The sequence below is a fragment of the Streptomyces sp. TLI_053 genome (assembly GCF_900105395.1).
In the GTDB taxonomy this organism is placed as follows: Bacteria; Actinomycetota; Actinomycetes; order Streptomycetales; family Streptomycetaceae; genus Kitasatospora.
Genome location: NZ_LT629775.1, coordinates 4,069,454 through 4,095,612, shown reverse-complemented (window position 1 = coordinate 4,095,612; position 26,159 = coordinate 4,069,454). Strand labels below are relative to the sequence as shown.

At 75.7% G+C, this 26,159-nt stretch carries 20 protein-coding genes; 10 read left to right on the top strand and 10 right to left on the bottom strand.

Features of this window, described 5'->3' with window-relative positions:
• The first annotated feature begins 33 nt into the window (after positions 1–33).
• A complete protein-coding gene (locus tag BLU95_RS16270; protein ID WP_093860655.1) occupies positions 34–1,011 on the top strand; it encodes a DMT family transporter in 978 nt (325 codons plus the stop codon).
• Between the two features lie 36 nt (positions 1,012–1,047).
• Here BLU95_RS16270 and corA read toward each other — a convergent pair whose 3' ends face one another.
• On the bottom strand, positions 1,048–2,172 hold the full coding sequence (gene corA / locus BLU95_RS16265; RefSeq protein ID WP_093860654.1) for a magnesium/cobalt transporter CorA: 1,125 nt from the start codon (positions 2,170–2,172) through the stop codon (positions 1,048–1,050).
• 499 nt (positions 2,173–2,671) lie between these two features.
• Between corA and BLU95_RS16260 the strand changes: the two genes are divergently transcribed.
• Complete coding sequence (locus BLU95_RS16260; protein WP_093860653.1) at positions 2,672–3,313, top strand: suppressor of fused domain protein; 642 nt, start codon at positions 2,672–2,674, stop codon at positions 3,311–3,313.
• A gap of 96 nt (positions 3,314–3,409) precedes the next feature.
• Here the strand turns inward: BLU95_RS16260 and BLU95_RS16255 are convergent, their stop codons facing one another.
• From BLU95_RS16255 to BLU95_RS16235, 5 genes are all read right to left on the bottom strand, one after another.
• A complete protein-coding gene (locus tag BLU95_RS16255) occupies positions 3,410–4,270 on the bottom strand; it encodes a PHP domain-containing protein (protein WP_093860652.1) in 861 nt (286 codons plus the stop codon).
• Positions 4,271–4,393: 123 nt separating this feature from the next.
• Positions 4,394–5,032, bottom strand: a complete 639-nt coding sequence (locus BLU95_RS16250; protein ID WP_063764179.1) for a DUF6758 family protein — start codon at positions 5,030–5,032, stop codon at positions 4,394–4,396.
• 386 nt (positions 5,033–5,418) lie between these two features.
• Complete coding sequence (locus tag BLU95_RS43025) at positions 5,419–5,565, bottom strand: DUF8834 family protein (protein WP_093860651.1); 147 nt, start codon at positions 5,563–5,565, stop codon at positions 5,419–5,421.
• 445 nt (positions 5,566–6,010) lie between these two features.
• Complete coding sequence (locus tag BLU95_RS16240) at positions 6,011–6,919, bottom strand: alpha/beta fold hydrolase (RefSeq protein WP_093860650.1); 909 nt, start codon at positions 6,917–6,919, stop codon at positions 6,011–6,013.
• A 195-nt stretch (positions 6,920–7,114) separates the two neighbouring features.
• Positions 7,115–8,968 carry a DEAD/DEAH box helicase gene (locus BLU95_RS16235; RefSeq protein WP_093860649.1) on the bottom strand — a complete coding sequence of 618 codons (1,854 nt, stop codon included), beginning with the start codon at positions 8,966–8,968 and terminating at the stop codon, positions 7,115–7,117.
• 613 nt (positions 8,969–9,581) lie between these two features.
• Here BLU95_RS16235 and BLU95_RS16230 point away from each other — a divergent pair.
• Positions 9,582–10,313, top strand: coding sequence for a ferritin-like fold-containing protein (locus BLU95_RS16230; protein ID WP_093860648.1), 732 nt, complete (start codon positions 9,582–9,584; stop codon positions 10,311–10,313).
• A gap of 45 nt (positions 10,314–10,358) precedes the next feature.
• Here BLU95_RS16230 and BLU95_RS16225 read toward each other — a convergent pair whose 3' ends face one another.
• From BLU95_RS16225 to BLU95_RS16215, 3 genes are all read right to left on the bottom strand, one after another.
• Positions 10,359–10,706 carry a hypothetical protein gene (locus tag BLU95_RS16225; RefSeq protein WP_093860647.1) on the bottom strand — a complete coding sequence of 116 codons (348 nt, stop codon included), beginning with the start codon at positions 10,704–10,706 and terminating at the stop codon, positions 10,359–10,361.
• A gap of 228 nt (positions 10,707–10,934) precedes the next feature.
• Complete coding sequence (locus tag BLU95_RS16220) at positions 10,935–11,162, bottom strand: DUF3107 domain-containing protein (RefSeq protein ID WP_030392940.1); 228 nt, start codon at positions 11,160–11,162, stop codon at positions 10,935–10,937.
• Positions 11,163–11,293: 131 nt separating this feature from the next.
• Entirely contained in the window at positions 11,294–11,953 is a 660-nt protein-coding gene (locus BLU95_RS16215; RefSeq protein WP_093860646.1) for a TetR/AcrR family transcriptional regulator, read from the bottom strand.
• A gap of 233 nt (positions 11,954–12,186) precedes the next feature.
• Here BLU95_RS16215 and BLU95_RS16210 point away from each other — a divergent pair, with 233 nt between their 5' ends.
• The 5 genes from BLU95_RS16210 (at position 12,187) to moeZ (ending at position 19,117) form a co-directional block, all read left to right on the top strand.
• Positions 12,187–13,137: an alpha/beta fold hydrolase gene (locus BLU95_RS16210; protein WP_093860645.1), complete on the top strand. Its 951-nt coding sequence runs from the start codon at positions 12,187–12,189 to the stop codon at positions 13,135–13,137.
• A gap of 423 nt (positions 13,138–13,560) precedes the next feature.
• Positions 13,561–15,411 carry a DUF3492 domain-containing protein gene (locus BLU95_RS16205; RefSeq protein WP_231978593.1) on the top strand — a complete coding sequence of 617 codons (1,851 nt, stop codon included), beginning with the start codon at positions 13,561–13,563 and terminating at the stop codon, positions 15,409–15,411.
• Entirely contained in the window at positions 15,411–16,544 is a 1,134-nt protein-coding gene (locus tag BLU95_RS16200; protein ID WP_093860644.1) for a hypothetical protein, read from the top strand. Before BLU95_RS16205 ends, BLU95_RS16200 begins: the two co-directional genes overlap by 1 nt.
• Positions 16,545–16,664: 120 nt before the next feature.
• Entirely contained in the window at positions 16,665–17,666 is a 1,002-nt protein-coding gene (locus BLU95_RS16195) for an NAD-dependent epimerase/dehydratase family protein (protein ID WP_093860643.1), read from the top strand.
• A gap of 272 nt (positions 17,667–17,938) precedes the next feature.
• Positions 17,939–19,117 carry an adenylyltransferase/sulfurtransferase MoeZ gene (gene moeZ / locus BLU95_RS16190; RefSeq protein WP_093860642.1) on the top strand — a complete coding sequence of 393 codons (1,179 nt, stop codon included), beginning with the start codon at positions 17,939–17,941 and terminating at the stop codon, positions 19,115–19,117.
• A 138-nt stretch (positions 19,118–19,255) separates the two neighbouring features.
• On the opposite strand, the gene BLU95_RS16185 is transcribed toward moeZ, so the two are convergent.
• Positions 19,256–22,000, bottom strand: coding sequence for a lysylphosphatidylglycerol synthase transmembrane domain-containing protein (locus BLU95_RS16185; protein ID WP_231978592.1), 2,745 nt, complete (start codon positions 21,998–22,000; stop codon positions 19,256–19,258).
• A gap of 134 nt (positions 22,001–22,134) precedes the next feature.
• Here BLU95_RS16185 and BLU95_RS16180 point away from each other — a divergent pair, with 134 nt between their 5' ends.
• Both BLU95_RS16180 and BLU95_RS16175 read left to right on the top strand, forming a co-directional pair.
• Positions 22,135–22,560 (top strand): MGMT family protein, encoded by a 426-nt coding sequence (locus BLU95_RS16180; RefSeq protein ID WP_093860641.1) that lies wholly within the window; start codon positions 22,135–22,137, stop codon positions 22,558–22,560.
• Positions 22,561–22,629: 69 nt separating this feature from the next.
• The gene (locus BLU95_RS16175) at positions 22,630–26,109 is read left to right on the top strand and encodes an ATP-dependent helicase (RefSeq protein ID WP_093860640.1); all 3,480 of its coding nucleotides are present in this window, start codon (positions 22,630–22,632) and stop codon (positions 26,107–26,109) included.
• Positions 26,110–26,159: the final 50 nt, after the last annotated feature.

Genomic DNA, 26,159 nt, shown 5'->3' with positions numbered 1-26,159 from the left:
GCCCGTACCGCCGACCGGATCCAGAGGAGCGCCGTGCCCGCCGCCCGGCCCGAGAGCGACGCCGCCGCCGTCCCTGTCGCCACCGTCCCCGTCCCCGCTGCCGCTGCCGCCGGCGCTGCCGTCCCCGACACCGCCGCGACCGCGCGCCCGCTCCCCAGGACCGACCTGCTGCTGCTGGCCGTCTCGGTCGGCGCGATCTCGCTCTCCGCCCCGCTGATCAGTGCCACCGCCGCACCCGCCCTGGCCATCGCCTTCTGGCGCAACCTCATGTCGGTCGGCGTGCTCGGCCCCTACGCGCTGCTGCGCCACCGGGCCGAACTGCGTGCCGTCCCCAGGCGCGCGCTGCTGCTGGCCGCGGCGGCCGGGGTGCTGCTCGCCGTCCACTTCGCGCTGTGGATGCCCAGCCTTCGGATGACCTCGGTGGCCTCCGCGACCGCGCTGGTCACCACCACCCCGCTGTGGACGATCGTGCTGATGCGGCTGCTCGGGGTGCGGGCGCCCCGGATGGTGTGGCTCGGCACGGTGACCGCCTTCGCCGGTGTCCTGGTGCTCACCGGCGTGGACCTGTCGCTCTCGCCGCGGGCCCTGGCCGGTGACGCCCTGGCGCTCGGCGCGGGTCTCGCCGCGGCCGGCTACATGCTGCTCGGGGCCGAGGTCCGGCGGACCGTCAGCACCACCGCGTACACCCTGGTCTGCTACGCCACCACGGCGGCCGTACTGCTCGTGGTCTGCCTGGTCGCCGGGACGCCGCTGTCCGGCTGGTCCGCCGGCGCGTGGTGGCAGATCGTGCTGCTGATGGCCACCGCCCAGCTGCTCGGCCACTCGCTCAGCAACCGGGTGCTGCGCACCCTGGGCCCCTCGGTGACCTCCACCGCGATCCTGCTGGAGACCCCGGGGGCCGCGCTGATCGCCGCGTTCTGGCTGGGCCAGTGGCCGCCGGCCGCCGCCTACCCGGCGGTGGTGCTGATCCTGCTCGGTCTGGTCGTGGTCGCCCGGGCCGACCGGAAGTAGTCCGGGGCGGCCGGGCAGCCGGGGGGACGCCCCCGGCTACAGCCAGCCGTTGCGGCGGAAGCCCCGGTACATGCCGATGCAGATCAGCACCACGCTGCCGAGCACCATCGGGTAGCCGTAGCGGTGGTGCAGCTCGGGCATGTAGTCGAAGTTCATCCCGTACACGCCGGTGATCATGGTGGGCACCGCGAAGATCGCCGCCCAGGCGGTGATCTTGCGCATGTCCTCGTTCTGCGCCACCGAGACCTGCGCCAGATTGGCCTGGAGCAGCGAGTTCAGCAGCTCGTCGAAGCCGTGCACCTGCTCGGTGACCCGGGCCAGGTGGTCCGCGACGTCCCGGAAGTACTTCTGGATCTCCGGGTCGACCAGTCGCTGCAGCGGCTCGGACAGCTGCTGCATCGGCCGCAGCAGCGGTGCCACCGCCCGCTTGAACTCCAGCACCTCGCGCTTGAGCTGGTAGACCCGCCCGACGTCCGCGCCCCGGCCGCCCCGGTTGGAGAACACCTCGAACTCGATCTCGTCCACGTCGGTCTGCAACTGGTCCGCGACCAGCATGTAGTTGTCCACCACGTGGTCGGCGATCGCGTGCAGCACCGCCGACGGGCCCTTGGCCAGCAGTCCGGTGCCGTCCGCGTCGGCCTCCAGCCGGTGCCGCAGCTCCTTGAGCGAGCTGTGCCCGCCGTGCCGCACGGTGATCACGAAGTCCCGCCCGGCGAACACCATCAGCTCACCGGTCTCGACCACCTCGCTGGTCGGGGTCAGCTGGTCGTGGTCGACGTACCGGATCGTCTTGAACACCGCGAACAGCACGTCGTCGTACCGCTCGACCTTCGGCCGCTGGTGCGCGTGCACCGCGTCCTCCACCGCCAGCGGGTGCAGCCCGAAGCGCTGGGCGATGCCCTCGAACTCCGCCTCGGTCGGCTCGTGCAGCCCGATCCAGCTGAACGAGCCCTCGCCCTCCGGCAGTTGCTTCGAGGCCTTGACCAGCCGGGCGGCATCGCGCGGGCTGCAGGTCTCGCCGTGCCGGCGGCCGTGCTGGTAGACCGCGCAGTCCACCACCGCCGACGGGGTCTCACCCGGGTGGATGGAGTCGAACAGGCCGGCCGCGGAGCGGCGGCGGTTGGTGCGGACGGCTGCGCGCAGGCTGTTGATCATCGACATGGCAGGCTCCCTGGGGCAGGAACCGCCGCACGACGGCGTGGTGACGAACGGCCGCGGTGCGACGGCGGAGGAACACCGATGGAATCCGGCGCCTGCGGTCGCTCCCGGGCCTTGCTGGGGCACACGGAACGGAGCGACCGGACGTCGGTGGGGTGCTCTCCCGGCCGGAGCGGAGGACCGCCGTGCCGTCCGCACGGGACGGACGGAACCAGGGTGCCGGTGGGGAGGCCGGTCGGCTGTCGCCGAGGCTCCCGGGGGTCCGCTGTTTCAGTCCGCGTGGCGAGGGGTACGGGGAAGGCGTCCGGGCCGGGTAGAGCTGCCGGTACTGCATGGTCGGCTGGTATCCACCGCAACCACCTCCTTCGCGCCGCTGCCCCGGAGGAGGGGAAACTCCCCGGTGGCCAGTCGCTCACACTAACATCCGATCGGCCTCCGTCGCGCCCGCGTTCACGTAAAGGCCGTGCCAACGGCCCGGGGAGCGCGGGTTACGCTCACCGGCATGGCCCACGACTTCCCGCTCTTCGGCGACCTTTCCGGCGGCAGCGCGCACGGCCCCTCCCGGACGGCGGTCCTGGCCGCCGTCGAGGCCCGGCTGCTCACCACCTTCGGCGAGCCGGGCGGCCGCGCCGCCGTGACCTTCCTCGGTGCCGACCGGATCGAGGTGCTGCGCTTCGGCCCCGACGCCGAGGGACTGGTCCGGTACGCCACGCTCGGCATGTCCGCCGCGCCGATGGCCGACCCGGGCGCCGCGGTCGCCGACCAGGTCCGCGGCCCGCGGGCGGAACTCGTGCTGACGATCCGGGGCGGGCGCGACGGCGTGCTCCGCCCGCTGGCCACCTTCGCGGCGACGCCGCAGGTGGAGGGACTGGTGGTGGCCCCCGGCGGCTCGCTGGACCTCGGGGCTCCGCTGTGGGACGGCGCGCCCTTCACCTCCGTCCTGGCGGCCGAGCCCGGCGGGCTGGTGGAGGACCTGGAGCTGGACGAGCCGGCCGACCCGGTCCACTTCCTGCCGCTGCTGCCGATGACCCCCAACGAGGCGGGCTGGAAGCGGGTGCACGGGGCGGCGGCGCTCCAGGAGCGCTGGCTCCAGCACGGGACCGATCTGCGCGACCCGGAGCGGCGGGGCGTCGCCCTGGACTGACGCCCGGGCACGGGCGGGCGGGCACGCGACGGGCGGACGGGGCCGCGAGGAACGGGACCGCCCGCCCGGACCGCCCGCCCGGGGCGCCCGCCGGGATCAGCCGCCGATCGGCTTGGCCCCGGTCGCCTGGTCCACGAGCGCCTCGTACACCTGGGGGTCGGTGGTGTGCTCGCCCAGCCGGACCGTCTTGCGGCCGCCGTGGTAGTCGCTGGACCCGGTGGTGAGCAGCCCCAACTCGGCGGCGAGGCCGCGCAGGTGGGCCCGGGTCGGCTCGTCGTGGTCGATGTGGTCGACCTCCAGTGCGGCCAGCCCGGCCGCCGCGAGGTCGGCGATCACCTGGTCGGAGACGGTCTGCCCGCGCTTCACCGCCCCCGGGTGGGCGAAGACCGGCACCCCGCCGGCCGCCCGGACCAGCCGGACCGCCGTGACCGGGTCGGTCTCGTGCTTGCGGACGTCCGCCCGCCCGCCGTTGGCCAGCCAGTCGGCGGTGAACGCGTCCGACACCGAGGCCACCACGCCCGCCTCGACCAGCGCGCTGGCGATGTGCGGACGGCCCACCGAACCTTCTCCGGCGATCCGCTCCACCTGCTCCCAGCTGATGTCCGCGCCCAGCTCGCGGCAGCGCTCGACGATCGCCCGGCCCCGGCGGAACCGGTCGGTGCGCACCAGCTCGCGCTCCGCCGCGAAGGCGGGCTCGGCCGGGTCGAAGAGGTAGGCCAGCAGGTGCATCGAGATGTCACCGGCCACGCAGGAGAGCTCCGCGCCCGGGACGAGCGTCAGCCGGGTGCCGGCGGGCAGGGCGTGCACCGCGTCCGCCGCCTCGGTGTGCCCGGCCACCGTGTCGTGGTCGGTCAGCGCCACCACGTCCAGCCCGGCCCCGACGGCCGCCGCGACCAGTTCGGCCGGGGTGTCCGTGCCGTCGGAGGCGTTGCTGTGGGCGTGGAGGTCGATGCGCACGGACGGTGCTCCTCGGAGTCGGCGCGGCGCGGGCCGGCGCTCGGGGCCGGCGCGGCGGGCCGGCGGGGTGCCGCCCAGGATAGTGCGGCCGCGGTGGTCGGCCCGCCCGGCGCGGACGGCGCGTCAGCCGAGCAGGTGCGGGGAGAGGGCGCCGCAGGGCAGCAGGTCCAGCTCCGCGCCGGCCTCCCGCAGGTCCGTCAGGACCAGTTCGTCGTACATCACCAGCGCGGACTGCTCGGGCCAGGCGACGGCCCAGAGCCAGAGTCCGCGGGCCTCGCCGACGAACACCGCGCGGTCCGCCGGGGCGTCCGGCACGTGGAACATCGGGGTCGGCCGGCCGGCCGCCATCAGCTTGGCGTCGGCGGGCTTGTAGAGGGCCACCGACTCGCCCGGGTCGGGGCCGGACAGCCCGGCGTACCGGGCACCCAGGCCGACGCCCAGTTCCTCGGCCACCAGCACGAGTTCGCCGAAGCCGCCCAGCGGCGCCGGTCCCGAACAGGCGACGGCGGTGGCCCGGGCGCCGGAGATGTCGTCGCCGACGTGCGCGATGCCGGTGTAGAGCCAGCCCACCGGGAGCGGCCAGGGCAGCCAGACGGGGACCTGGGAGCGGGCGACGGCGACGCCGAGTGCCTCGATGCTCGGGGGCAGTACCGGCTGCATCGGGTGCACGGCTCCGTGCCGGTCGCACTGCCAGGTGTCTGAGAACAGACCGGGAGCGCGGACCCGACCGGCGCACCTCGGGCAGCTTGGCTCGCCCCTCATAGCCGACAACGCTCCTCCCTCCGGGCCGCCGCGTCAAGGACGATCACCCGTACGGAGGGCGGCTCGGCGGCACCTGTCGGTGGCGGCTGCCCGTCCGGCGCGGGTGGGCGTGGTGCCGGCGGCTCCCGTTGGGAAATGTCCAGCGGGGGGCGGCGGCAAACGTCGGGGGTGTGCGCCGGGGTGCGCCCCGGCCGAGTTCGAGTCGTGTTCGATCCGCGGCCGCGTCGAGGGGCGGGAGCGGGGGCGGGGCCGAGGGGCCGGAACGCGCTGACGCCCCGTGCTCGCTGCGGCGATGACGGGGCGTCAGTCGGGTATCGGGACGTCCGGATCGGACGGGTCGGGCTCGGCGGCGGGGGAGTCCGGGGACTCCGCGGCGGCCGGCCCGGTCAGACGGCCGGGCACGGGCGGATGAGCAGGCGTTCGCCGGTGCGGGCGGCGGCCTGGACGAGCTCGCGGACGGTTTCGGCGTCGGCGATCAGGCGGTCGGTGGCGGTGCCGTGGGCGTCGTCCAGTCGGAGGATCTCGAAGCGCATGGGCGTCTCCTTTCCTGGCCCCGCGGTGCGGGGCGGTCGTGGCTGAGTGGGTATCAGCCCTTTCGGGGTCTGTCGGGTCGAGTCGTCGACCGGCTGCTGTCGCGGCAAAGAGGGCTCCCCCCTGATTGCCAAGGGCGCCGATGGCCCTCGTGAACCACACTGCGGTGGCGCTGCTACCGGGCCGTTGCCCGTCCGTAACGTCCTGGTTTCGGATGGATCGTGTCGACCGCGTGCCGACGTCGATGTCGACGATGTTTCCAGGACCGAATCAAATATTACCGCAACTAACGAATTTTGTCGCCCCCTTGTACCAGGGGGCCGCGGGAGCCGGTGGATCGGGGTCCCGCTCCGGGCCGGTCCGGGGTGCTGCCGGGCGGGCGGGCGGGAGCCGGGTGCCGGGCGGTACGGAGCGGTGGGGGAGGCGGCGGTGGCCGGGGCGGGCGTGTCAGCCCCAGTGCGCCAGCAGTGCCTCGGCGGTGGCGGCCGGCTGCTCGGCGTTGGGGGAGTGCCCGGCGTCCGCGACGACCACCCGGCGGGCCCCCAGCCGCTCGGCCATCGCGGTCTGCTCCGGGACGGGCCAGGCGTAGTCCTGGACGCCGGAGAGCACCAGGGAGGGCAGTCCGGCGGTGACCGCGGCGGCCAGCTCGGCCACCCGGTCCGGCGCGGCGACCAGGTGGCCGCCGGTGGTGATCAGCGCCTGCGGCACGTTCGCCAGCCAGCGGCGGTGCAGGAACGCGGCCACCTCGGGGGACGGCAGGCGGCGCGCCCGCGTCCCGTCGGCCTCCTCCATCTGCTGCATCACCTGCCAGATCTCCTCCAGGCCCATCGTGGGCAGGACCTCGACCAGCAGCCGGGTCCGCTCCGCCTCGGCCGGATCGATCGGGCCGGGGCCGGTGGACATCAGCGTCAGCGAGGCCCACGGCAGCGGAGCGCCGCCGGGGGCCGCCGCCCCGGTCGCCGCGGCCAGGACGGCCTCGCGCACCACCTGGCCGCCGAAGGAGTGGCCCAGCAGGTGCAGCGGGCCGGTGCCGCCCTCGGCCGCCAGGGCCCCGGTCAGGGCCCGGACGTCCGCACCCAGGGCGGCCACCGTGTAGGCGGCCGGGTCGTCGTGCGGCCCGCCGGTCTCGTACTGGCCGCGCTGGTCGACCGCGGTCACCCGGTAGCCGGCCGCCGCGAGCGGCTCCAGCAGCGCGATGAAGTCCTCCTTGCTGCCGGTGAAGCCGGGCACCAGCAGGGCCGAGCCCCGCACCGCCCCGGCGGGCTCGGCCCGCAGCGCCGCGAACCGCCCGCGTGCCGTCGCCACCCGCAGGGCACGGGCCGAGGGCGGCAGGGTGAGGAACGGCGGCGTGCTCATGGACGGACCTCCGGCGACCGGTGCGAACTCGTGGGTGACCCGAGCATAGGGGCGTCCGGCCGGTCGTTCCGGGGCCCGGCGTGCCGCCGCCCGGCGTGCCGGGACGTCGCGCGGCCGCCGGGCGTTCCCCCGGGCGCGCGCGGGACGCCGAAGGGGCGGTCCGGAGGTCCGGACCGCCCCTTCGGGGAGCGCGGGTCAGCTCTCCGGGGTCGCCTCGGCGGCGGCCGGACGGCGGGCCCGGGTGCGGCGGCGCGGGGCCGGGGCCTCGACGTCGGCGGCACCTTCGGCCGGAGCCGGTGCGGTGCCCGCCTCGGCGGCGGCCTCGGCCGGAGCCGCGGCCTTGGCCCGCGAGCGGGTGCGGGTGCGCTTCGGCTTCTCCTCGGCGGCCGGGGCCTCGGCGACGGCCGGAGCGGCGGTGGCCGGCTCGACCGCGGCGGCCTCGGCGACGACGGCGGCGGCCTCGGTGGCCGTGCCCTCGCCGGACGCCGGACCGCGCGAGCGGCGGCGACGGCGGCGCGGGGCGGCGCCGTCCTCGGTGCCCTCGACGGCCGGGGCCTGCGGTGCCGCGGGCGCCGCGGTGGCGTCCGCGGCCTCGTCGACGAGGCCGCCCTCGACCGAGCTGCCCCGGCGGGTCCGCCGGCGCTCACGGGTCTTGCGGGAGGCCTTCTCCTCGGCCGCGGCCGGCTCGGCGGCCTCGGGCCGGGCGGAGCCGCCCCGCCCGGCGGGGCGGGCGCCCCGTCCGCCGGAACGCGAACCGCGCCCGCCGGTCTCGCCGAGGTCCTCGACCTCCTCCGCGCCGAGCCCGGCCCGGGTCCGCTCCGAGCGGGGCAGGATGCCCTTGGTGCCCGGCGCGATCTTCAGCAGCTCGTAGAGGTGCGGCGAGGTGGAGTAGGTCTCCTCCGGCTCGTTGAAGGACAGCTCCAGCGCCTTGTTGATCAGCTGCCAGCGCGGGATGTCGTCCCAGTCGACCAGGGTGACCGCGGTGCCCGAGGCGCCGGCCCGGCCGGTGCGGCCGATCCGGTGCAGGTAGGTCTTCTCGTCCTCGGGGCACTGGTAGTTGATCACGTGCGTGACGCCCTCGACGTCGATGCCGCGGGCCGCGACGTCGGTGCAGACCAGCACGTCGACCTTGCCGTTGCGGAACGCCCGCAGCGCCTGCTCGCGGGCGCCCTGCCCGAGGTCGCCGTGCACCGCGCCGGCCGCGAAGCCGCGCTGGGTGAGCTGGTCGGCGACATCGGCGGCGGTCCGCTTGGTCCGGCAGAAGATCATCGCCAGCCCGCGGCCGTCGGCCTGCAGGATGCGCGCGACCATCTCCACCTTGTCCAGCGAGTGCGCACGGAAGATGTGCTGCTCGGTGTTGGCGACGGTGGTGCCGGTGTCGTCCGGCGCGGCGGCCCGGATGTGGGTCGGCTGGCTCATGTAGCGGCGGGCGAGGCTGATGACCTGGCCCGGCATGGTCGCCGAGAACAGCAGGGTCTGCCGCTTCGCCGGCAGCATGGTGATGATCTTCTCGACGTCCGGCAGGAAGCCGAGGTCGAGCATCTCGTCGGCCTCGTCCAGCACCAGCGAGCGGACCTTGGAGAGGTCCAGCTTCTTCTGGCCGGCCAGGTCGAGCAGACGGCCCGGGGTGCCGACGACGATGTCGACGCCCTTGCGCAGCGCCTCGACCTGCGGCTCGTAGGCACGGCCGCCGTAGACGGCCAGGACGCGGACGTCACGGACCTTGCCGGCGGTCTGCAGGTCGTTGGTGACCTGGGTGCACAGCTCGCGGGTCGGGACCACGATGAGCGCCTGCGGCGACTCGGTGAGCTGCTCCTCGGTGGCGCGGCCGGCGTCGACGTCGGCGCGCACGACGACCCGCTCGATCAGCGGCAGGCCGAAGCCGAGCGTCTTGCCGGTGCCGGTCTTGGCCTGGCCGATGACGTCGTGGCCGGTCAGCGCGACCGGGAGGGTCATCTCCTGGATGGGGAAGGGGTGGACGATGCCGACGGACTCGAGGGCCTCGGCGGTCTCCGGGAGGATCCCCAGGTCCCGGAACGTCGTCTTCATGGGTTCAGCGGTGGTGGACAGGGTGCTGCCTCTTCCGTGTGGAGGGGCCGAGAGCGAGCGACGGGCGGGCAGTCCGCGCGACTGTGTACGGGCCTGGACGGCCTCGAATACAGCTGCGCGGACGCACAACCGCGCCGGTCCCTGCGGCCGGCCGGTGCGCGCGGCCCGGTGAAGGGGCGCGTCGCCGGCGGCGTCGGGGAGGATTCCCGTGAGGGACCTGCGCGGGACCTGCGCCGACCGGCGCGGTCTCGGCGGCCCTCGCTCGGCCACTGATGCGGTGCCAAGGCTTGAAGTCCAAGCCCTGGTCGGAGCCGATCGGCTCTCCGACCGGGCATCCGCGTACGTTGAGGTCCCGGCTTCCGTACGACGCGTCCGGAGGGACGGCGGCGTTCCGGAGCGGGCTCGCCCGGCACACCGAGACGGCGGTGACACCGTGCGAGCACGACGGGCCTCCGTACCACCATACAGTCACCCGACGACTCGAACACGTGACGCGGGCGACATCGCAGGTCGGAGAGGTGGGTGAGGTGCCCGGGGACGGACCGGGAGCGGGAGCCGCCCCCGGTGCGGTCGCCTGGCCCCACCGTGGAGACAGCGCCTAAGGTGGCGGGTCATGGAGAACCGTGGTGAGACGCAGGACGACGTGGCGGCCGGCTCGATCGGCGACTGGGCGACCTGCTCGGCCGAACCCGGCTACCGGGCCGCCGTACTGGACCTGCTCGGTGCCCTCGCGTACGGCGAGCTGAGCGCCTTCGAGCGGCTGGCCGAGGACGCCAAGCTCGCGCCCGGCCTCGCGGACAAGGCGGAGCTGGCCCGGATGGCCTCCGCCGAGTTCCAGCACTACCAGCGGCTGCACGACCGGCTCGCCGAGATCGGGGCCGAGCCGGAGGAGGCGATGCGCCCGTTCGTCGAGCCGCTGGAGCTGTTCCACCGGATGACCGCGCCCTCGGACTGGCTGGAGGGCCTGGTCAAGGCCTACGTCGGCGACGCGATCGCGACCGACTTCTACCGCGAGGTGGCCGTCCGGCTGGACGACGACACCCGTGAGCTCGTCCTCGGTGTGATGTCCGACACCGGCCACGCCCAGTTCGCGGTCGACAAGGTCCGGCAGGCCATCGAGGCCGATCCGCGCTCCGGCGGCCGGCTCGCCCTGTGGGGCCGGCGGCTGATGGGCGAGGCGCTCAGCCAGGCCCAGCGGGTGGTCGCCGAGCGGGACGCGCTGTCCAACCTGCTGGTCGGCGGCGTCCAGGTGCAGGGCTTCGACCTGGTCGAGGTCGGCAAGATGTTCAACCGGATCACCGAGGCGCACACCCGGCGGATGGCCGCCCTGGGCCTGGCCTCCTGATCCGCCGACCGCACCGGGGCGGCCCGTCCGCCCGGGCCGGGACGCTCAGGCGGGCCGGTGGCGCCGGTGCGCACCCGTGCGGTGCCCGCCGGCCCGGTGCCCGCCCGTCCGGTGCTGGCGGTGCCGGTGCGCCGGTGCCCGCCCGGCCGCGAGGTCGGGCCGGGCCAGTACCGAGGTGAGCAGGGCCGAGGCCACCGCCGAGACCGCGATGCTCGCCGCCGGGTACCGGCCGTCCATGGTGAAGTGCGCGATCACGCCGGTCAGCAGCGCCGACCCGAGGGCGGTGCCCAGGGTCAGTGCCCGGGGGGCCGGGAAGTACGCGGGCAGCGACAGCAGGGCGGCGGCGCCGACGATCAGGCCGACGAGGGCGAAGGCGACGGTCTCGACCAGCAAGGATGCCTCCCCGGGGTACCGGTGCGCGGCCTGCGGTCGGCCGCACTGTCGCCGTACCCCGGGTGTCCCGCCGCTACACCCCGTGCGCACCGCCCGCCCCGGGAACGCGCTCCGGGAACGCGCTCCGGGTACGCGCTCCAGGTACGGGCCCCGGGAACGGGCCCCGGGAACGACGGTGCCCCGCCCCCTCGACCGAGGGGACGGGGCACCGGGCGAGGCCCGTCGGGCTCAGAGCGTGCCGAAGCCGACCTTGCGCACGGCCGGCTCGCCGATCTCCACGTACGCCAGGCGGTCCGCCGGGACGATGACGCGACGCCCGTGCTCGTCGGCCAGGGTGAAGAGCTTCTCGGTGCCCTCCAGCGCCTTGGCGATCGCGTTCTGGATCTCCTCGGCAGTCTGCGAGCTCTCGATCACGATCTCGCGCGGCGCGTTCTGCACGCCGATCTTGACCTCCACGGCTTCCGTCCCTCCGGGGTTGCAGCCATCCACGCGCGGCACCGGACCGCCTGGGACAAGCGTTCACGTCTACCGCGCCGTACGGCTTCACCATAGAGCACCGGATCGGTGCCCAGACGAAGGTCAGTGGATCACCGGTCGGAGGACCCGTCCGCGGACTCCGCGTGGGGGTGCATCGGGAAGCCCTTGAGTCCGCGCCAGGCCAGGCTGGCGACCAGCCGGACCGCCTCGTCGCGCGGGATCTCCAGACCCTGCGACAGCCAGTACCGGGCGGTGATCTGGGCCAGGCCGCAGACACCTGCGGCGAGCAGCTTGGACTCCGCCTCCGGGAGGTCGGTGTCCTCCTGGATCACCGTGCTGACCAGCGTCGCACTGGCCTCGGCGGCCCGCTCGACGCGCTCGCGCACGGCCGGTTCGTTGGTCAGGTCCGACTCGAAGACCAGCCGGAACGCACCGGACTCGCTGGAGACGTAGTTGAAGTACGCCTCCATCGTCGCCGCCACCCGGAGCTTGTTGTCGGTGGTGGTCTCCAGCGCCTCGCGGGTCGAGTCGACCAGCGCGTCGCAGTGCTTGTCCAGCAGCGCCAGGTAGAGCTCCAGCTTCCCGGGGAAGTGCTGGTAGAGGACCGGCTTGCTCACCCCGGCACGATCGGCGATGTCGTCCATGGCGGCCGCGTGGTAACCCTGCGCGACGAACACCTCCTGGGCGGCACCGAGCAGTTGTTCACGGCGGGCGCTTCGCGGCAGGCGGGCACCGCGCGGGCGCTCCTGCGCCTCCTGGATGGCCGTCACGGCGCTCCTCACTTCACGGGTCGTACGGGGTCGGCGGGATGGCCGATTCTACTTTCGGGTAACCGCGTCCGCGCTTGCCAGGCGCGAGAAAAGCGGCCGTCCCCCTTGTCAGGAGCCCACAATACGGCGCGCACCACGGCCGTCGGCAGTGCTGCGGACCGCTGAATGGGACACCTTCCGGCCCCGGGCGGTCGAGGGGCCGCGACCGCACCGGCTCACTACCATCGTCCACCATGAGCGGTGCTGAGCAGCAGATACTTCCGGAACCGGTCTCCCCGGCGCCCTTCCGGGCCGTCGAAGTGCCCGGAGCGGTCCTGGCCGTGCACCGGCCCGCGACCGGCTCCGGCGCCGTTCCGGCCGCTCCCGCCCCGGCCGGCGGACGGGCTCCGGCCCTGTTCGTGCACGGGCTCGGGGGCTCCGCCGCGAACTGGAACGCGCTGATGGCCCGGCTCGGCGGGGAGCTCGACGGCGAGGCCGTGGACCTCCCCGGCTTCGGCGAATCCGCCCCGCCCGCCGACGGCGACCTCGGCCTCTCCGGCCACGTCCGGGCCGTCGTCGGCTACCTGGAGGCCGCCGGCCGGGGGCCTGTCCACCTCTTCGGCAACTCGCTCGGCGGAGCGGTCTCCGTCCGGCTCGCGGCGCTCCGCCCGGACCTGGTCCGCAGCCTGACCCTGGTCTCGCCGGCCCTGCCCGAACTGCCCCCGCAGCGCTCCGCCTGGCCGACCGCGCTGCTCGCCGTCCCCGGCGTCCCCGGGCTGCTGCGCCGGCTGCCGAGCGGTGCGCGCGAGCCCGAGCGGGCCGCCGACAGGCTGCTCCGGCTCGTCTACGGGGACCCGGACAGCCTGAGCCCGGCCGCCCGGGCCGAGGCGGTGGCCCAGTACCGCCGGCGGACCGAGCTGCCCTGGGCGGCGGGGGCCCTGGTGGGCTCGGCGCGCGGGATCGTCTCCGCGTACACCGAGCGCGGCGAGCAGGCGCTGTGGCGGCAGGCGGCCCGGGTGACCGCGCCCGTCCTGCTGGTGTACGGGCTGCGGGACAAACTCGTCTCCTACCGCTCCGCCCGCCGGGCCTGCGCGGCCTTCGTGGACTCCCGGCTGCTGGTGCTGCCGGACTCGGGGCACGTCGCGATGATGGAGCACCCCGACGCCGTCGCCAGGGCGGTCAAGGAGCTGCTGGGCCGGGTCTGACGCCCGCCCCCGTCATGGTGGGGGCGGGGGATACCCCGTGCGGGGCCGCCGTTAACGCCATGATCGGGAAGAGGTCACTCCGGTTCACTCGTTCAGGTGGCAACCAGGCATGTGACCGATGGATTGCCCCGGGCCGGTCCTACCTTTCTGCTGTCGGACCGAACAGGTGTGGGGGAGCCGCGGCCGCCGGAGAACCCGGAGGGCGGTCGCGCGAGGGACGCCGACGGCCGGTGGCGGCCTGCGGCGGCCACCGGTCCGGGCCGCCGTGTCTGCGGCGGAACGCCTCCTCCGCCCCGGGCCGCCACCACGTCGCACGCGCCGCACGCGTCGCCGTGGGGCGGCCGGGCGCCGACCGGCCCGCTCGGCCGGCACCGCCCGCTCGGCCCGGCCATCCGTCGATCCGTTCTGTCCTGGAGGTCTCCCGTGCGCGTAGCACTGCTCACCGAGGGTGTGCGCCCGCGCTCCCCGCGTGGCGCCGGCGGCTGGTGCGACCGGTTGGTGGACGGCCTGCGCGAGCACGACTTCGCGTGGTACGTCCTCGCCGGGACGGCGGGGTCCGCGGGGCCCGCGCGGCCGACGGGGCCCGGCGGATCGTCCCGGCCGGCCGGGGGAGCGGGCGCGGCCGACGCGGAGGGCACGGCCGGGCCCGCGATCCACGAGCTCGCCCTCTGGGGACGCCGCCCGGCCGGCCGCGCGCCCGGTGCCCTGCGCGGCCGGCAGTACGCCGCCGCCTACGACCGGCTGGTCCGGTCCCTGCTGCGCCCCGGCGAGCGGTCCGGCTTCGGTCCCGGCCTCTACCGGCTCGCCGAACTCGCCCGGGCCGACGGCGCGCTGCCCGCCTTCCTGGTCTCCGACCGGGCCCGGCGGGTGCTGGAGCGGGTCTGGCGCTCGCCCGGCGCCGACACCTCCGCCGGGCAGCCGCTGGTCTGCGACGTCCTGGTCGCCGCCGACCTGCTCGAACAGTGCCTGCGGCCGCTCTCCGCCCCCTGGTACGGCACCGCGCCCGGCGGCCTCGGCTCCGCCGACCTCTGCCACGTCGTGGGCGGCGGCCCGGCCGCGCTGCCCGCGCTGGTCGCCAAACAGCTGCACGGTGTGCCGTTCGTGGTCACCGAGCACGGACTGCACCTGCGCGAGCAGTACCTCGGCTACCGCGAGGCCCCCTACCGCTGGCCGGTCCGGGCCCTGCTGCTCGCCTTCTTCCGGGCGCTCACCGAGGAGACCTACCGGCAGGCCGCGATACTCACCCCGGGCAGCGCCCACGACCAGCAGTGGCAGCGCCGCTGCGGGGCCGACCCGGCGCGGACCCGGGTCGTGTACGAGGGCACCCCGGCCGTGGAGCGGCCCGCGGCCGGCCCCGAACCGGCGGCCCCCACCCTGGTCTGGGCCGGCGCGCTGGAGCCGGGCCGCGACCCCGAACTCGCGCTGCACGCCTTCGCCCGGGTCCGCGCCGAACTGCCCGCCGCGCGCCTCGTCCTGCACGGGGAGGAGGCCGTCCCCGGCTACCGCGCGCACTGCGCGGCCGTCGCCGAACGGCTCGGGGTGGCGGACGCGGTCGAGTTCGCCGGGCGGCCCCGCTCGGCCGCCGATGCCTGGGCGGACGGCACCGTCGTGGTCTTCTCCGCCCTCTCCCAGCGCCGCCCCCGCCTGCTGGCCGACGCGATGCTGAGCGGCCGGGCGGTGGTCAGCACCGATGTCGGGGTGGCTCGCGAGGTGGTCGGCCCGACCGGGCTGCTGGTGCCGCCGCGGGACCCGCAGGCCCTGGCCGGCGCCTGTCTCGCCCTGCTGCGCGACGGCGAGCGCCGGGCCCGGCTCGGGCTGGCCGGCCGCCTGCGGGCGCAGGAACGCTTCGCCGTCGAGCCGGTGACCGGTGCCTTCCGGGAGATCTACCTGGAGCTGGTCTCCCAGTGGCCGGCCTTCCCGGCCGCCGCGCCCGACGCCGGTGCCGGCCCGCGGCCCCGCCCGTTCGCCCGGCCCGCCGAGTACTGGATCACCGACCGCCGTCGCACCGGGCCGGGGGAGTCCGCCGCGGAGTCCGCCGCCCCGGGGACGGCGGACCGGGCGACGGCGGAGCCGGCGGCGGCCGAGGGCGAGGACACCGGCGGCACCGACACCGGCGGCACCGGCACCGGAGGCGGCTCGCCCGCCGGCACCGGCACTGCCGGCAGCGCGGACCCGGGTGACGGGGCCGGCGCCGTGCTGGCGCTGGCGCGGGGGCGGCTGCCGGTGACGGGCGAGGCGCCGGACCGGGCCGGGTCGTTCGCGGAGGCGGTCTGATGGCGGGCGGCGGGCGAGCGGCGGCCGTGGGGCTCGCGGACGGGTCCGGTGATCCGGTCCGGGAGGTGATGGCCGAGCACCGGGTGCTGTGCGAACGGGCCGTGGACCCGCTGGAGATCGCCGCCGGGCTGGCGGAGGCCGGGCTCGGACCGGACGCCGCCGCCCGGTGCCGGCACGCCGACCTGTTCTCGCTCGCCGAGGAGCTGTACGCCCGGGTGCCGCGCCGGCCGCCCTCGGCGGAGCCGGCCGAGCCCGCCCGGAGCCGTCGGCGGCGGCGCGGGGCGGCGGTGCGGACGGCGGGGCTGGCCGTGCTCCCGTGCGCGGCGGCGGCCGCGCTCGGCGCCGGCCGGCCCGTCCTGCTGGCGGCGGCCGTTCCGCTGGCCCTGGTCCCGGCCGCCGCCGGGACCGCCGGCGCGGGCGGTCCGGCGGCCGCGCCCTGGGTCGGCCCGGGCCCCGGGGAGGGGCCGGAGGCGGAGCTGGGCCCGCCCGGACCGGAGCGGCGGCCGCCGGGCCCGCCCGCCGGGGCCCGCCGCTGGTGGGACCCGGCCGCGCGGGGGGCCGGGCTGGCCGCCCTGCTGCTGGTGCCGCTGGCCGTCGCGGCCGACGGGCCGGAGCAGCGGCGGGTGACGGCCGCGCTGGTGCTGGCGGCGGCGATCTCCACCGGGTCCGCGGAGTGGGCGGCCCGGTGGTACCGGCATGTCGGCCGGGGGCACCTGGGGGCGGCGGCGACGCTGGCCGAGTTCAGGTCCCGGATGCGGCCGGTGCTCCCGGTGGCGCTGGCGCTGCACCTGGCGGTGCTGGCCGTGCTGAGTTTCGCGGCGCTGGCCGTGCTGACCGCGCTCGCCCCGCGCCCCGGCCCGGCACCCGGCGGTGGGCTGCTGCACCTGGCGGCCGAGCGCGCCGGGCCCGAGCAGTGGGCGGCGCAGGGCGTGCTCGGCCTGCTGCTGGTGCTGCCCGTGCTGCTGGCGCGCTGCGGCCGTCCCGCGCCGGCCGCGCTGGGCGCGCTGGCCGGAGCGGCGGCCACGGCGGCGCCGCCCGCACCGTACGCCGGGCCGCTCGCCGGCGGCGCGGTGGCGCTGGCCCTGCTGCTGTACGCCTGGCCGGTGCTGGGCCGCCCCGATGCGCACCGCTGACCGCCGTCCGGGCCGGACGGCGCCCAGGGGCCGTCCGGCCCCTCGAACTCCCGCTTTCCCGTTGTTCACTCGGACCCGCCAGACCGTGCCCGGTCTGGCTTCGTGGAAGGACGCCCCCCGATGAGGGTGCTGCTGCTGGGCGCCGACGGCTTCATCGGCCGTCGGGTCACCGATCGCCTGCTCGTGGATCCGGAACTGCAGGTGACGGTACTCGGCCGGCGTGACTCCGCCGACATCCGTTTCGACCTGACCACGGGCAGCCCCGGGGCGCTGGCCCGGTTCCTGGACGCGGTCGCGCCGCAGGTGGTGATCAACTGCGCGGGTGCCACCTACGGCAGTTCGCGCACGCTGATCCGGGCCAACACGCTCGCCGTGGCGACCGTCTGCGAGGGGATCCGGCGCAGCCGGGAACCGGCCCGGCTGGTGCACGTCGGTTCGGCGGCCGAGTACGGGCCGGTCCCGGGCGGGGTGCCGGTGTCGGAGAGCGCCGAGCCCCGGCCGGTGGGCCCGTACGGGGTGTCGAAGCTGGCCGGGACGGAGCTGGTGCTGGCCTCCGGGCTGGACGCCGCGGTGCTGCGGGTGTTCGACGTGGTCGGGCCGGGGGCGCCGACGGCCTCGCTGTTCGGGCGGTTGGCGGAGGGGCTGCGGCGGGCGCTGGAGCGCGAGGAGTCCCAGGTGCGGATGCCGGACCTGTCCGGATACCGGGATTTCGTGGATGTCAGGGACGTCGCGCGGGCGATCCAGGCGGCCGCGGTCTCGGCCGCCACCGGGGTGATCAACGTCGGCAGCGGGCATGCCGTCCGGGCCCGGGAGGCGGCCCAGCTGCTGGTCCGGGCGTCCGGCTTCGAGGGGTCGGTGGTCGAGGAGAACCGGCAGGTCGTCCTGCCCGCGCAGGCCGGCGGGCCGGTCGAGCACGTGCCGGGGCACGTGCCCGCGCACCACCTGCCCGGCCACCGTCCGGCGGAGCCGCGCCCGGGCGAGGGGCGGGCGTCGGCGGGGGAGCCGGTGCCGTGGCGGCAGGCCGACGTGCGGACCGCCCGGGACCGTCTCGGCTGGCGGACACAGGTGCCGCTGGAGGAGTCACTGGGGGACGTCTGGCTGGAGACGGCCTGCCGGGTCTGAGCCGGCGCCGCCGCCGCGGTCCGGACCGGTCCGGACCGCGGCGGCGGCGGGAACCCGCTGTTTCCGGGCCCCGGGACGGCCCGCGGCGACCGTTCCGGGGCCCGGTGCGTGGTCCCACCATCCGGCGCGGCCCGTCTCGTCCTTCGGACGGGCTGTCTCGGAATACCGGGGCGGCGTGACACTGTTGGCCTAGCAGAGCCACCGCGGTGGCGGAGCAACAAGCCCCAAGAGGTTGGCCCCGGCCACCCGAACCGACGAGCAACGGAGAACCCGTGTCGCTGCCACCCCTGGTCGAGCCGGCCGACGAGCTCACCGTCGACGAGGTCCGCAGGTACTCCCGCCACCTGATCATCCCCGACGTGGGCATGGCCGGGCAGAAGCGGCTGAAGAACGCCAAGGTGCTGTGCGTCGGCGCCGGCGGTCTGGGCTCGCCCGCGCTGATGTACCTGGCCGCGGCCGGCGTCGGGACGCTGGGGATCGTCGAGTTCGACGTCGTCGACGAGTCGAACCTGCAGCGGCAGATCATCCACGGCCAGTCGGACATCGGCCGCTCGAAGGGCGAGTCGGCGCGGGACTCGGTCAAGGAGATCAACCCCTACGTCGAGGTGATCCTGCACGACGAGCGCCTCGACAACTCCAATGTCATGGAGATCTTCTCCGGCTACGACCTGATCGTGGACGGCACCGACAACTTCGCCACCCGTTACCTGGTGAACGACGCCGCGGTGCTGCTCGGCAAGCCGTACGTGTGGGGCTCGATCTACCGCTTCGACGGCCAGGCGAGCGTGTTCTGGGCCGAGCACGGCCCCTGCTACCGCTGCCTCTACCCGGAGGCGCCGCCGCCGGGCATGGTCCCGTCCTGCGCCGAGGGCGGCGTGCTGGGCGTGCTGTGCGCGTCGATCGGCTCGATCCAGGTCACCGAGGCGATCAAGCTGCTGGCCGGGGTCGGCGACCCGCTGGTCGGCCGGCTGATGATCTACGACGCCCTGGAGATGAACTACCGCCAGGTGAAGGTCCGCAAGGACCCGAACTGCGCGCTCTGCGGCGAGAACCCGACCGTCACCGAGCTCATCGACTACGAGGCCTTCTGCGGCGTCGTGTCGGAGGAGGCGCAGGCCGCGGCCGCCGGTTCGACGATCACCTCGAAGCAGCTCAAGCAGTGGCAGGACGAGGAGGAGGACATCTTCCTGATCGACGTCCGCGAGCCCGGCGAGTACGAGATCGTCAGCATCCCCGGCGCGGTGCTGATCCCGAAGAACGAGTTCCTGATGGGCAACGCGCTGGAGCAGCTGCCCCAGGACCGGAAGATCGTGCTGCACTGCAAGTCGGGCGTCCGCTCGGCCGAGGTGCTGGCCGTGGTCAAGTCGGCGGGCTTCTCCAACGCCGTCCACCTGGGCGGCGGCGTGCTCGGCTGGGTGAACCAGATCGAGCCGCACAAGCCGGTGTACTGACCGCACCGCGCGGTACCGACCACCGTGAAGGGCCCGCTCCGGCGGGCCCTTTCCGCGTTCCGGGCTGCCGCGTTCCGGCTGCCGCGTTCCCGGCTCCTTCGTTCCGGGCTTCCTCCCGAAGGGGACCGGAACGAGGGGCTAGAGCGCGCCCTTGCGCTGGAGCACGTTGTAGGAGATCCAGCCGGGCACCACCGGCAGCCAGAAGGTGAGCGCCCGGTAGAGGAAGACCGCCGGGGTGGCGACGGCGGCCGGCACGTCGGCGACGGTGAGCGCGCCGATCAGGGCGACCTCGACCGGGCCGATGCCGCCCGGGGTGGGGATGGCGGAGCCGGCCGCGTTGGCGGTCAGGAAGACCACGGCGACCGCCGAGAAGGAGATCGAGCCGCCGAACGCCTGCACCGAGGCGTCCAGGCAGGCGGTGAACGACAGGGTCAGCAGCAGGATGCCGCCGAAGCCGGTGACGAGCTTGCTGGGCGTCTGCATGAGGTCGAGCATCCGCGGCACCACGCCGAAGAACAGCGAGCGCAGCCGGTTCAGCACGAACCGCCGCAGCGGGGCGACCGCCGCCACCACCAGCGCCAGCACGGCCGCGCTCAGCACGCCGATGATCACCGCGCGGGAGGCGGAGAGGTCGCCGTTGGTCTGGCTGCCGGTGATCAGACCGAAGCTGAACAGCAGCAGCAGGTGCCCGGTCAGGCCGGCCAGCTGGGAGGCGCCGACCGAGGCGACCGCCTGGCCGGAGCGGATGCCCGCCTTCTGCAGGTAGCGGGTGTTCAGCGCGATGCCGCCGATCGCGGCCGGGGCGACCAGCTTCACGAACGAGCCGGCGATCTGGGCGGCCACGGTCCGGCGGAACGGCAGTTTCTCCGGGACGAAGCCGGTCAGGCTCATCGCCGCGGCCACGTAGGAGAAGCAGGCCGCGGCGAGCGCCACCGCTGCCCAGGCCCAGTCCATCTGGGAGAGCTTGAGCTGGGCCGGCTTGACGGTGGTCAGCGTCAGATAGGCCGCGAAGGTCAGCGCGATCACCATGATCAGCGTCTTCGGCTTGAGCCGCTCCAGCCTGGCCGGCTCCATCGGCGCCTCGGGCGCGATCTGCAGGATCTGGCCGCGGATCCGGCTGAGCAGGTCCTCACCGGCGACCGCGATGTCCTCCTCGGCCTGTTCCTGGGTGCGCTCGCCCGCGGCGACCTGCTCCAGCGCCTTGGCCTGGGCGGCGGCCTTTCGCTCCTTGCCGAGCTTCTTCAGGTCGACCCGGGTCGAGCGGCTCATCCCGACCGGCTGGAGCAGCGGCAGCGCCTGGGCGACCCGCTCGGCGCCGAGCACCGCGTTGGCGGTGGCGACCGTGCGCTCCGGGCCGATCCGCAGCGCGAAGGTGGTGAGCAGCTGGGCGACGTCGATGCGCAGCGTGAGGTCGGTGGCCGCGATGTCGCCGCCGGAGAGGTTGACCAGGCAGGCCGTCTTCCCGTCGACGACCAGCAGCGACTCGCCGGTGAGCCGGCGGTGCGCGATCCGGCGCTCGTGCAGGGCGGCGACCGACTCCCACAGCGAGGCCATCACCCGGTCGGTCACCTCCTCGTCGGCGAGGTCGTCCAGGGTGCGGCCCTCGACGTTCTCGTAGACCAGGATCGCGGCGTCCGGGCCCAGCTCGGAGGTGGCGACCAGTTGCGGGGCGCGGGCGCCGGAGGCGGCGGCCGCGTACGCGATCAGCGCCTCCTGCTCCAGGGCCTGGCGCAGTGACTGCGGGCTGCGCCGCACGGCCACCGAACGCAGCCGCAGCCGGCGCCAGGCCCGGTAGAAGAAGCCGGAGGCCTGCTGCTCGCGGTCGACGATGTGGACGTCCAGCGGCGGGCCGCTCTGCTGGGCGACCAGGTAGCGGCGGGTGCCGCCGGGGGCGTCGGGGGCGCGGTGGGCGCTGGCCGGGGTGAAGCCGACCTTGCGCAGGCCGATCATCAGGTGCTGCCCGGTGGGCCGGATGTTCGGCGAGCCGATCGCGTAGAGGGTGCCGTAGGCGACGGACCAGCCGATCAGCACGGTGAGCAGCAGGGACAGCGGGGTGGTGTAGCCGCCGAGCAGTTCGGTGATGCCGCTGAAGACCACCACCACCCACAGCGCGACCCGCCAGCGCGGTCTGCTCGACATCCCGACCGCCGTCATGTAGGCGATCACCGGGGCGAGGTAGCCGTGCACCGGGTCGGTCAGGGTGCCGACGGAGTCCAGCGGGAAGCGGGTCAGCGCGTCCCGGATGTGGTCGGAGGCGCCCTCGGCCACCCACCAGTCGATGCCGAGCGAGACGCCGTAGGCGAGGACCGAGGCGAGGACGCCGTCGGCGACCCGCAGCCCGTCGCGCTTGATCAGCCGCTCGACCGCGAAGGCGAGCGGCACGGCCAGCACCGCGACGTTGGAGACCAGGCCGGTGATGGTGGACAGCACCGGGGAGAAGCGCGGCGCGTTCTCGGCGATGTCGATCTCGATGCCGGTGGTGGTCGAGGTCGCCACGCCGGCGAGCACGAACACCGCGACGATGCCGAAGACGCCGGCCAGGAAGCGGATGAGGTCCGAGGGGCGGTGCGCGCGGGCGGCGAGCAGCGGTTCGTCGACATCCAGGTGCGGGGCGTCGTCCAGGGGGTCGTGCGCGAGCTGCGGGGCCGGGGCCCCGTCGGTCACGGTGCCCGGTCCGGGGTCGGCCGCGGTCGGTTGGCCGGGTACGGCGGCGGGCGCCCCGGTCGCGGGGCCGGTCGGCTGGGGGCTCTTGATCGTCCGGTCCTTGATCAGGGAGACTTCCGGTGACGGCGCGGCGGCGGGCTGTCCGCCGCGACCTGCGGGCATGCTGTCGGAGGACTCGTCGGAGCCCTCGTCCACGCCCACGTCAGCCGTCCCGGTCATCTGGTCTTGTCCTCGTATCACCACTCACCGCCCCGAAGATGGTGGCATGCCTCGGCGCCCCGCGCTGGACAGGGGCCGGATCGGGCGCGGCGGATCGTTCGCACGGGCCCCGTCGTCCGGCCGGATGCGGAAGAATGCCGCAGGTGACGGACGCCCCCGAGGAGGCAGGCCGCGGCGAGCTGCCTCCCTTCGCCGAACTCGTGCTCGACCTGACCGAGCGGATTCCACCCGGCCGGGTGATGACCTACGGGGACATCGCCGAGTACCTCGGGCAGGGCGGGCCCCGGCAGGTCGGCCGGGTGATGGCCCTCTACGGCGGCGCCGTCCCGTGGTGGCGGGTGGTCCGCGCCGACGGCCGCCTGCTGCCCGGCCACGAGCACCGCGCCCTGGGTCACTACGGCGACGAGGGCACCCCGCTGCGGGAGCTCGCCGACCCGCCCCGGGTCGACCTGCGGCGCGCCCGCTGGGACGGCGGAGCCGACGGGGAGCAGCGCGGGGCGCCGGGGCCCGGATCGGGCGGAATCACGTGCGCGGACGGGAATGACGGGGCAGGATCGTAGGCTCGATGTACGGCGGGCCCCTCGGCGGGGCCCGCCCGCAGTTGCCCGAGCACGACCCCCAGGACGTCCGTGAGCTCCCCCTACCGTCTGGTGCGCAGCCCCCTCGTACCGCCCGTACCGCCCGAACTCGACGCCTACCAGCGCGCCGTGGTCGAGCACACGGGCGGTCCGCTGCTGGTGCTCGCCGGTCCGGGCACGGGCAAGACCACGACGCTGGTCGAGGCCGTCGCCCGGCGGATCGAGAACGGCACCGACCCCGAGCGGATCCTCGTCCTCACCTTCAGCCGCAAGGCCGCGGTGGAACTGCGGGACCGGATGGCCGGCCGGCTCTCCGCCACCCCCGCCGGCGCCCGCGCCGCCGCCCCGCAGGCCACCACCTTCCACTCCTTCTGCTACGCCCTGCTCCGCGCCCACCAGGACCCGGCCGACTACGCCGAGCCGCTGCGGCTGCTCTCCGGGCCCGAGCAGGACGTCATGGTCCGCGAGCTGCTCGCCGGCGGCGCCGAGGACGCCCGGCGCGGCCGTTCCCGGATCGCCTGGCCGCTCGACCTGCGCGCCTGCCTGACCACCCGCGGCTTCGCCGACGAGGTCCGGGCCGTCCTCGCCCGCAGCCGGGAGCTCGGGCTGGGCGAGGCCGAGCTGGCCCGCTTCGCCGAGGGCGTGCGGCGCCCGGACTGGGCCGCCGCCGCGCACTTCCTCGCCGACTACCTCGACGTGCTCGACCTGCGCGGCGTCCTCGACTACGCCGAGCTGGTGCACCGCGCCGTGCTGCTCGCCGAGCGCCCCGAGGTCGAGCGGAGCCTGCGCGAGCGCTACGACGCGGTCTTCGTCGACGAGTACCAGGACACCGACCCGGCCCAGGTCCGGCTGCTCCGGCGGCTGGCCGGCGGCGGGCGCGAGCTGGTCGCCGTCGGGGACCCGGACCAGTCCATCTACGCGTTCCGCGGTGCCGACATCAACGGCATCCTGGAGTTCCCGCAGACCTTCCGGCACGCCGACGGCCGTCCCGCCGAGGTCAAGGTGCTGCGGGTGTCCCGCCGCTCGGGCGCCGTGCTGCTCGCCGCCGCCCGCGAACTCACCCGGCGGATGCCGATGGGCCGGCTGCCCAGCGACAAGCTCGCCCAGCACCGCGCCCCGCTGCCCGCCCGGGAGGGCGGCCGGGTCGAGGTCCGCACCTACCCGACCCCGGGCGCCGAGCTGGACTCGGTCGCCGACCTGCTGCGCCGGGCCCATCTGGAGGACGGCGTGCCGTGGGGCGAGATGGCGGTGCTGGTCCGGGCCGGCGCCCGGTCCATCCCCGGGGTGCGGCGGGCGCTCGGCGCGGCCGGGGTGCCGCTGGAGATCGACGGCGACGACCTGCCGCTGCGCGAGGAGCCGGCCGTCGCCCAGCTGCTGCTGGCGCTGCGGGTCTGTGCCGAGCAGGCCGTCCGCGACCGCCGGGACGACGCCGAGGACGGCGGCCCCGGCCCCGGCGGGCCCGACCCGCTCACCACCGAGCTCGCGCACGCCCTGCTCACCGGTCCGCTCGGCGGCCTGGACGGCGCCGACCTGCGCCGCCTCGGCCGGACCCTGCGCGAGGAGGAACGCGCCGCGCTGCGCGCCGAGGCCGCGGACCGGGCCCGTGCGGCCGGGCGGGCCCGCACCGCCGCCGGGACGGACGCCGAGCCGGACGGCGACGAGCACGGCGACGAGCGCGGCGACGAGGACGGCGAGGGGAACGGCGGGGCCGCCCCGGTGGCCACCGTCCCCCGCCCGGCCGGCGAACTGGTGCGCGAGGCCCTCGCCGAACCCGAGCGCCTCGCCGTCCTGGACACCCCCTACGCCCGCCGCGCGCACGCCCTCGGCAGCCTGCTGCGCAAGGTCCGCGAGGCCCTCGCCGGCGGCTGCACCGCCGAGGACGCCCTCTGGCAGCTGTGGGAGGGCTCCCGCCGCTGGCGCGAACGCCTGGAACGCGCCGCCCTGCGCGGCGGCGCCGCCGGCCGCAACGCCGACCGGGACCTCGACGCCGTCTGCGCCCTCTTCGAGACCGCGGCCCGCGCCGAGGAGCAGGTCACCGGCCACCGCGGCGCCCTCGACCTGCTCGCCGAGCTGGAGGCCCAGGACATCGCGGCCGACACCCTCACCGTGCGGGCCGTGCGCCCCGAGGCGGTCCGGCTGATGACCGCCCACCGCGCCAAGGGCCTGGAGTGGCGGCTCGTCGTCGTCGCCGGTGTCCAGGACGGCCTCTGGCCCGACCTGCGCCGCCGCGGCTCCCTGCTGGAGGCCGACCGGATCGGCCGCGACGGCCTCGCCGAACCCCTCACCCCCGCCGCGCTGCTCGCCGAGGAACGCCGCCTCTTCTACGTCGCCGCCACCCGGGCCAAGGACCGGCTGGTCGTCACCGCCGTCAAGGCCCCCGCCGACGACGGCGACCAGCCGTCCCGCTTCCTGCGCGAGCTCTACCGCGAGGACGTCGATCCCAGGACCGGCCGGGTGCTGAGCCGCACCCCGGCCGTCACCGTCGAGGACGTCACCCACCGCCCGCGCCGCCCGCTCGCCGTGCCCGCGCTGGTCGCCGAGCTGCGCGCGGTCACCGTCGACCCCACCCGCTCGCCCGAGCTGCGCCGCGCCGCCGCCGAACGGCTCGCCACGCTCGCCCTCGCCACCGACGACGAGGACCGCCCGCTCGTCCCCGCCGCCCGCCCCGAGGCCTGGTGGGGCCTGGACGACCCCACCGCCGCCCCCGCCCCGCTGCGCGACGCCGCGCTGCCGGTGCGGCTGTCCGGCAGCGGCCTGGAACAGCTGGAGAGCTGCTCGCTCCAGTGGTTCCTGGACAAGGAGGTCAAGGCCCGCGGCACCTCCTCCGCCGCGCAGGGCTTCGGGAACGTCGTGCACGCCCTCGCCGACGAGGTCGGCTCCGGCCGCACCCCCGCCGACCTCGCCGTCCTGATGGAACGCCTGGACACCGTGTGGGACGCGCTCGCCTTCGACGCGCCCTGGAAGTCCCAGCAGGAGAAGTCCGAGGCCCGCGACGCCCTGGAGCGCTTCCTCACCTGGCACGTCATGGCCCGCGGCCGCGACGTCGTCGCCACCGAGCACGGCTTCGACGTCACCCTCGACGCCGGCGGCGTCCAGGTGCGGATCCGCGGTTCGATGGACCGGGTCGAGCAGGACGAGGCCGGCCGCGCCTACGTGGTCGACTTCAAGACCGGCAAGCAGGCGCCCACCGACAAGTCCCTGCCCGACCACAAGCAGCTCGCCGTGTACCAGCTCGCCGTCCGCTCCGGCGCGCTCAACGGGCTGCCCGGCTTCGACGCGGCCACCGCCGCCGAGTCCGGCGGCGCCGAACTCGTCCAGCTCCGCAAGCCCGACAAGGCCGTGCCCGAGGCGCCCAAGGTGCAGCGGCAGGACCCGCCCGACGGCGAGCCGTGGATCGAGAACCTGCTCGCCGACGCCGCCGGGCGGATCCTCGCCGAACGCTTCGTCCCGCAGACCGGCGGCGGCTGCGACCGCTGCACCTTCCGGCGCAGCTGCTCCGCCCAGCGCGAGGGCGTCCAGGTGGTCGAGTAGCCCGCCCCTCCACCTCCGTGACCCGGGCGGCGGCAGCGCGGCGTGGCCCT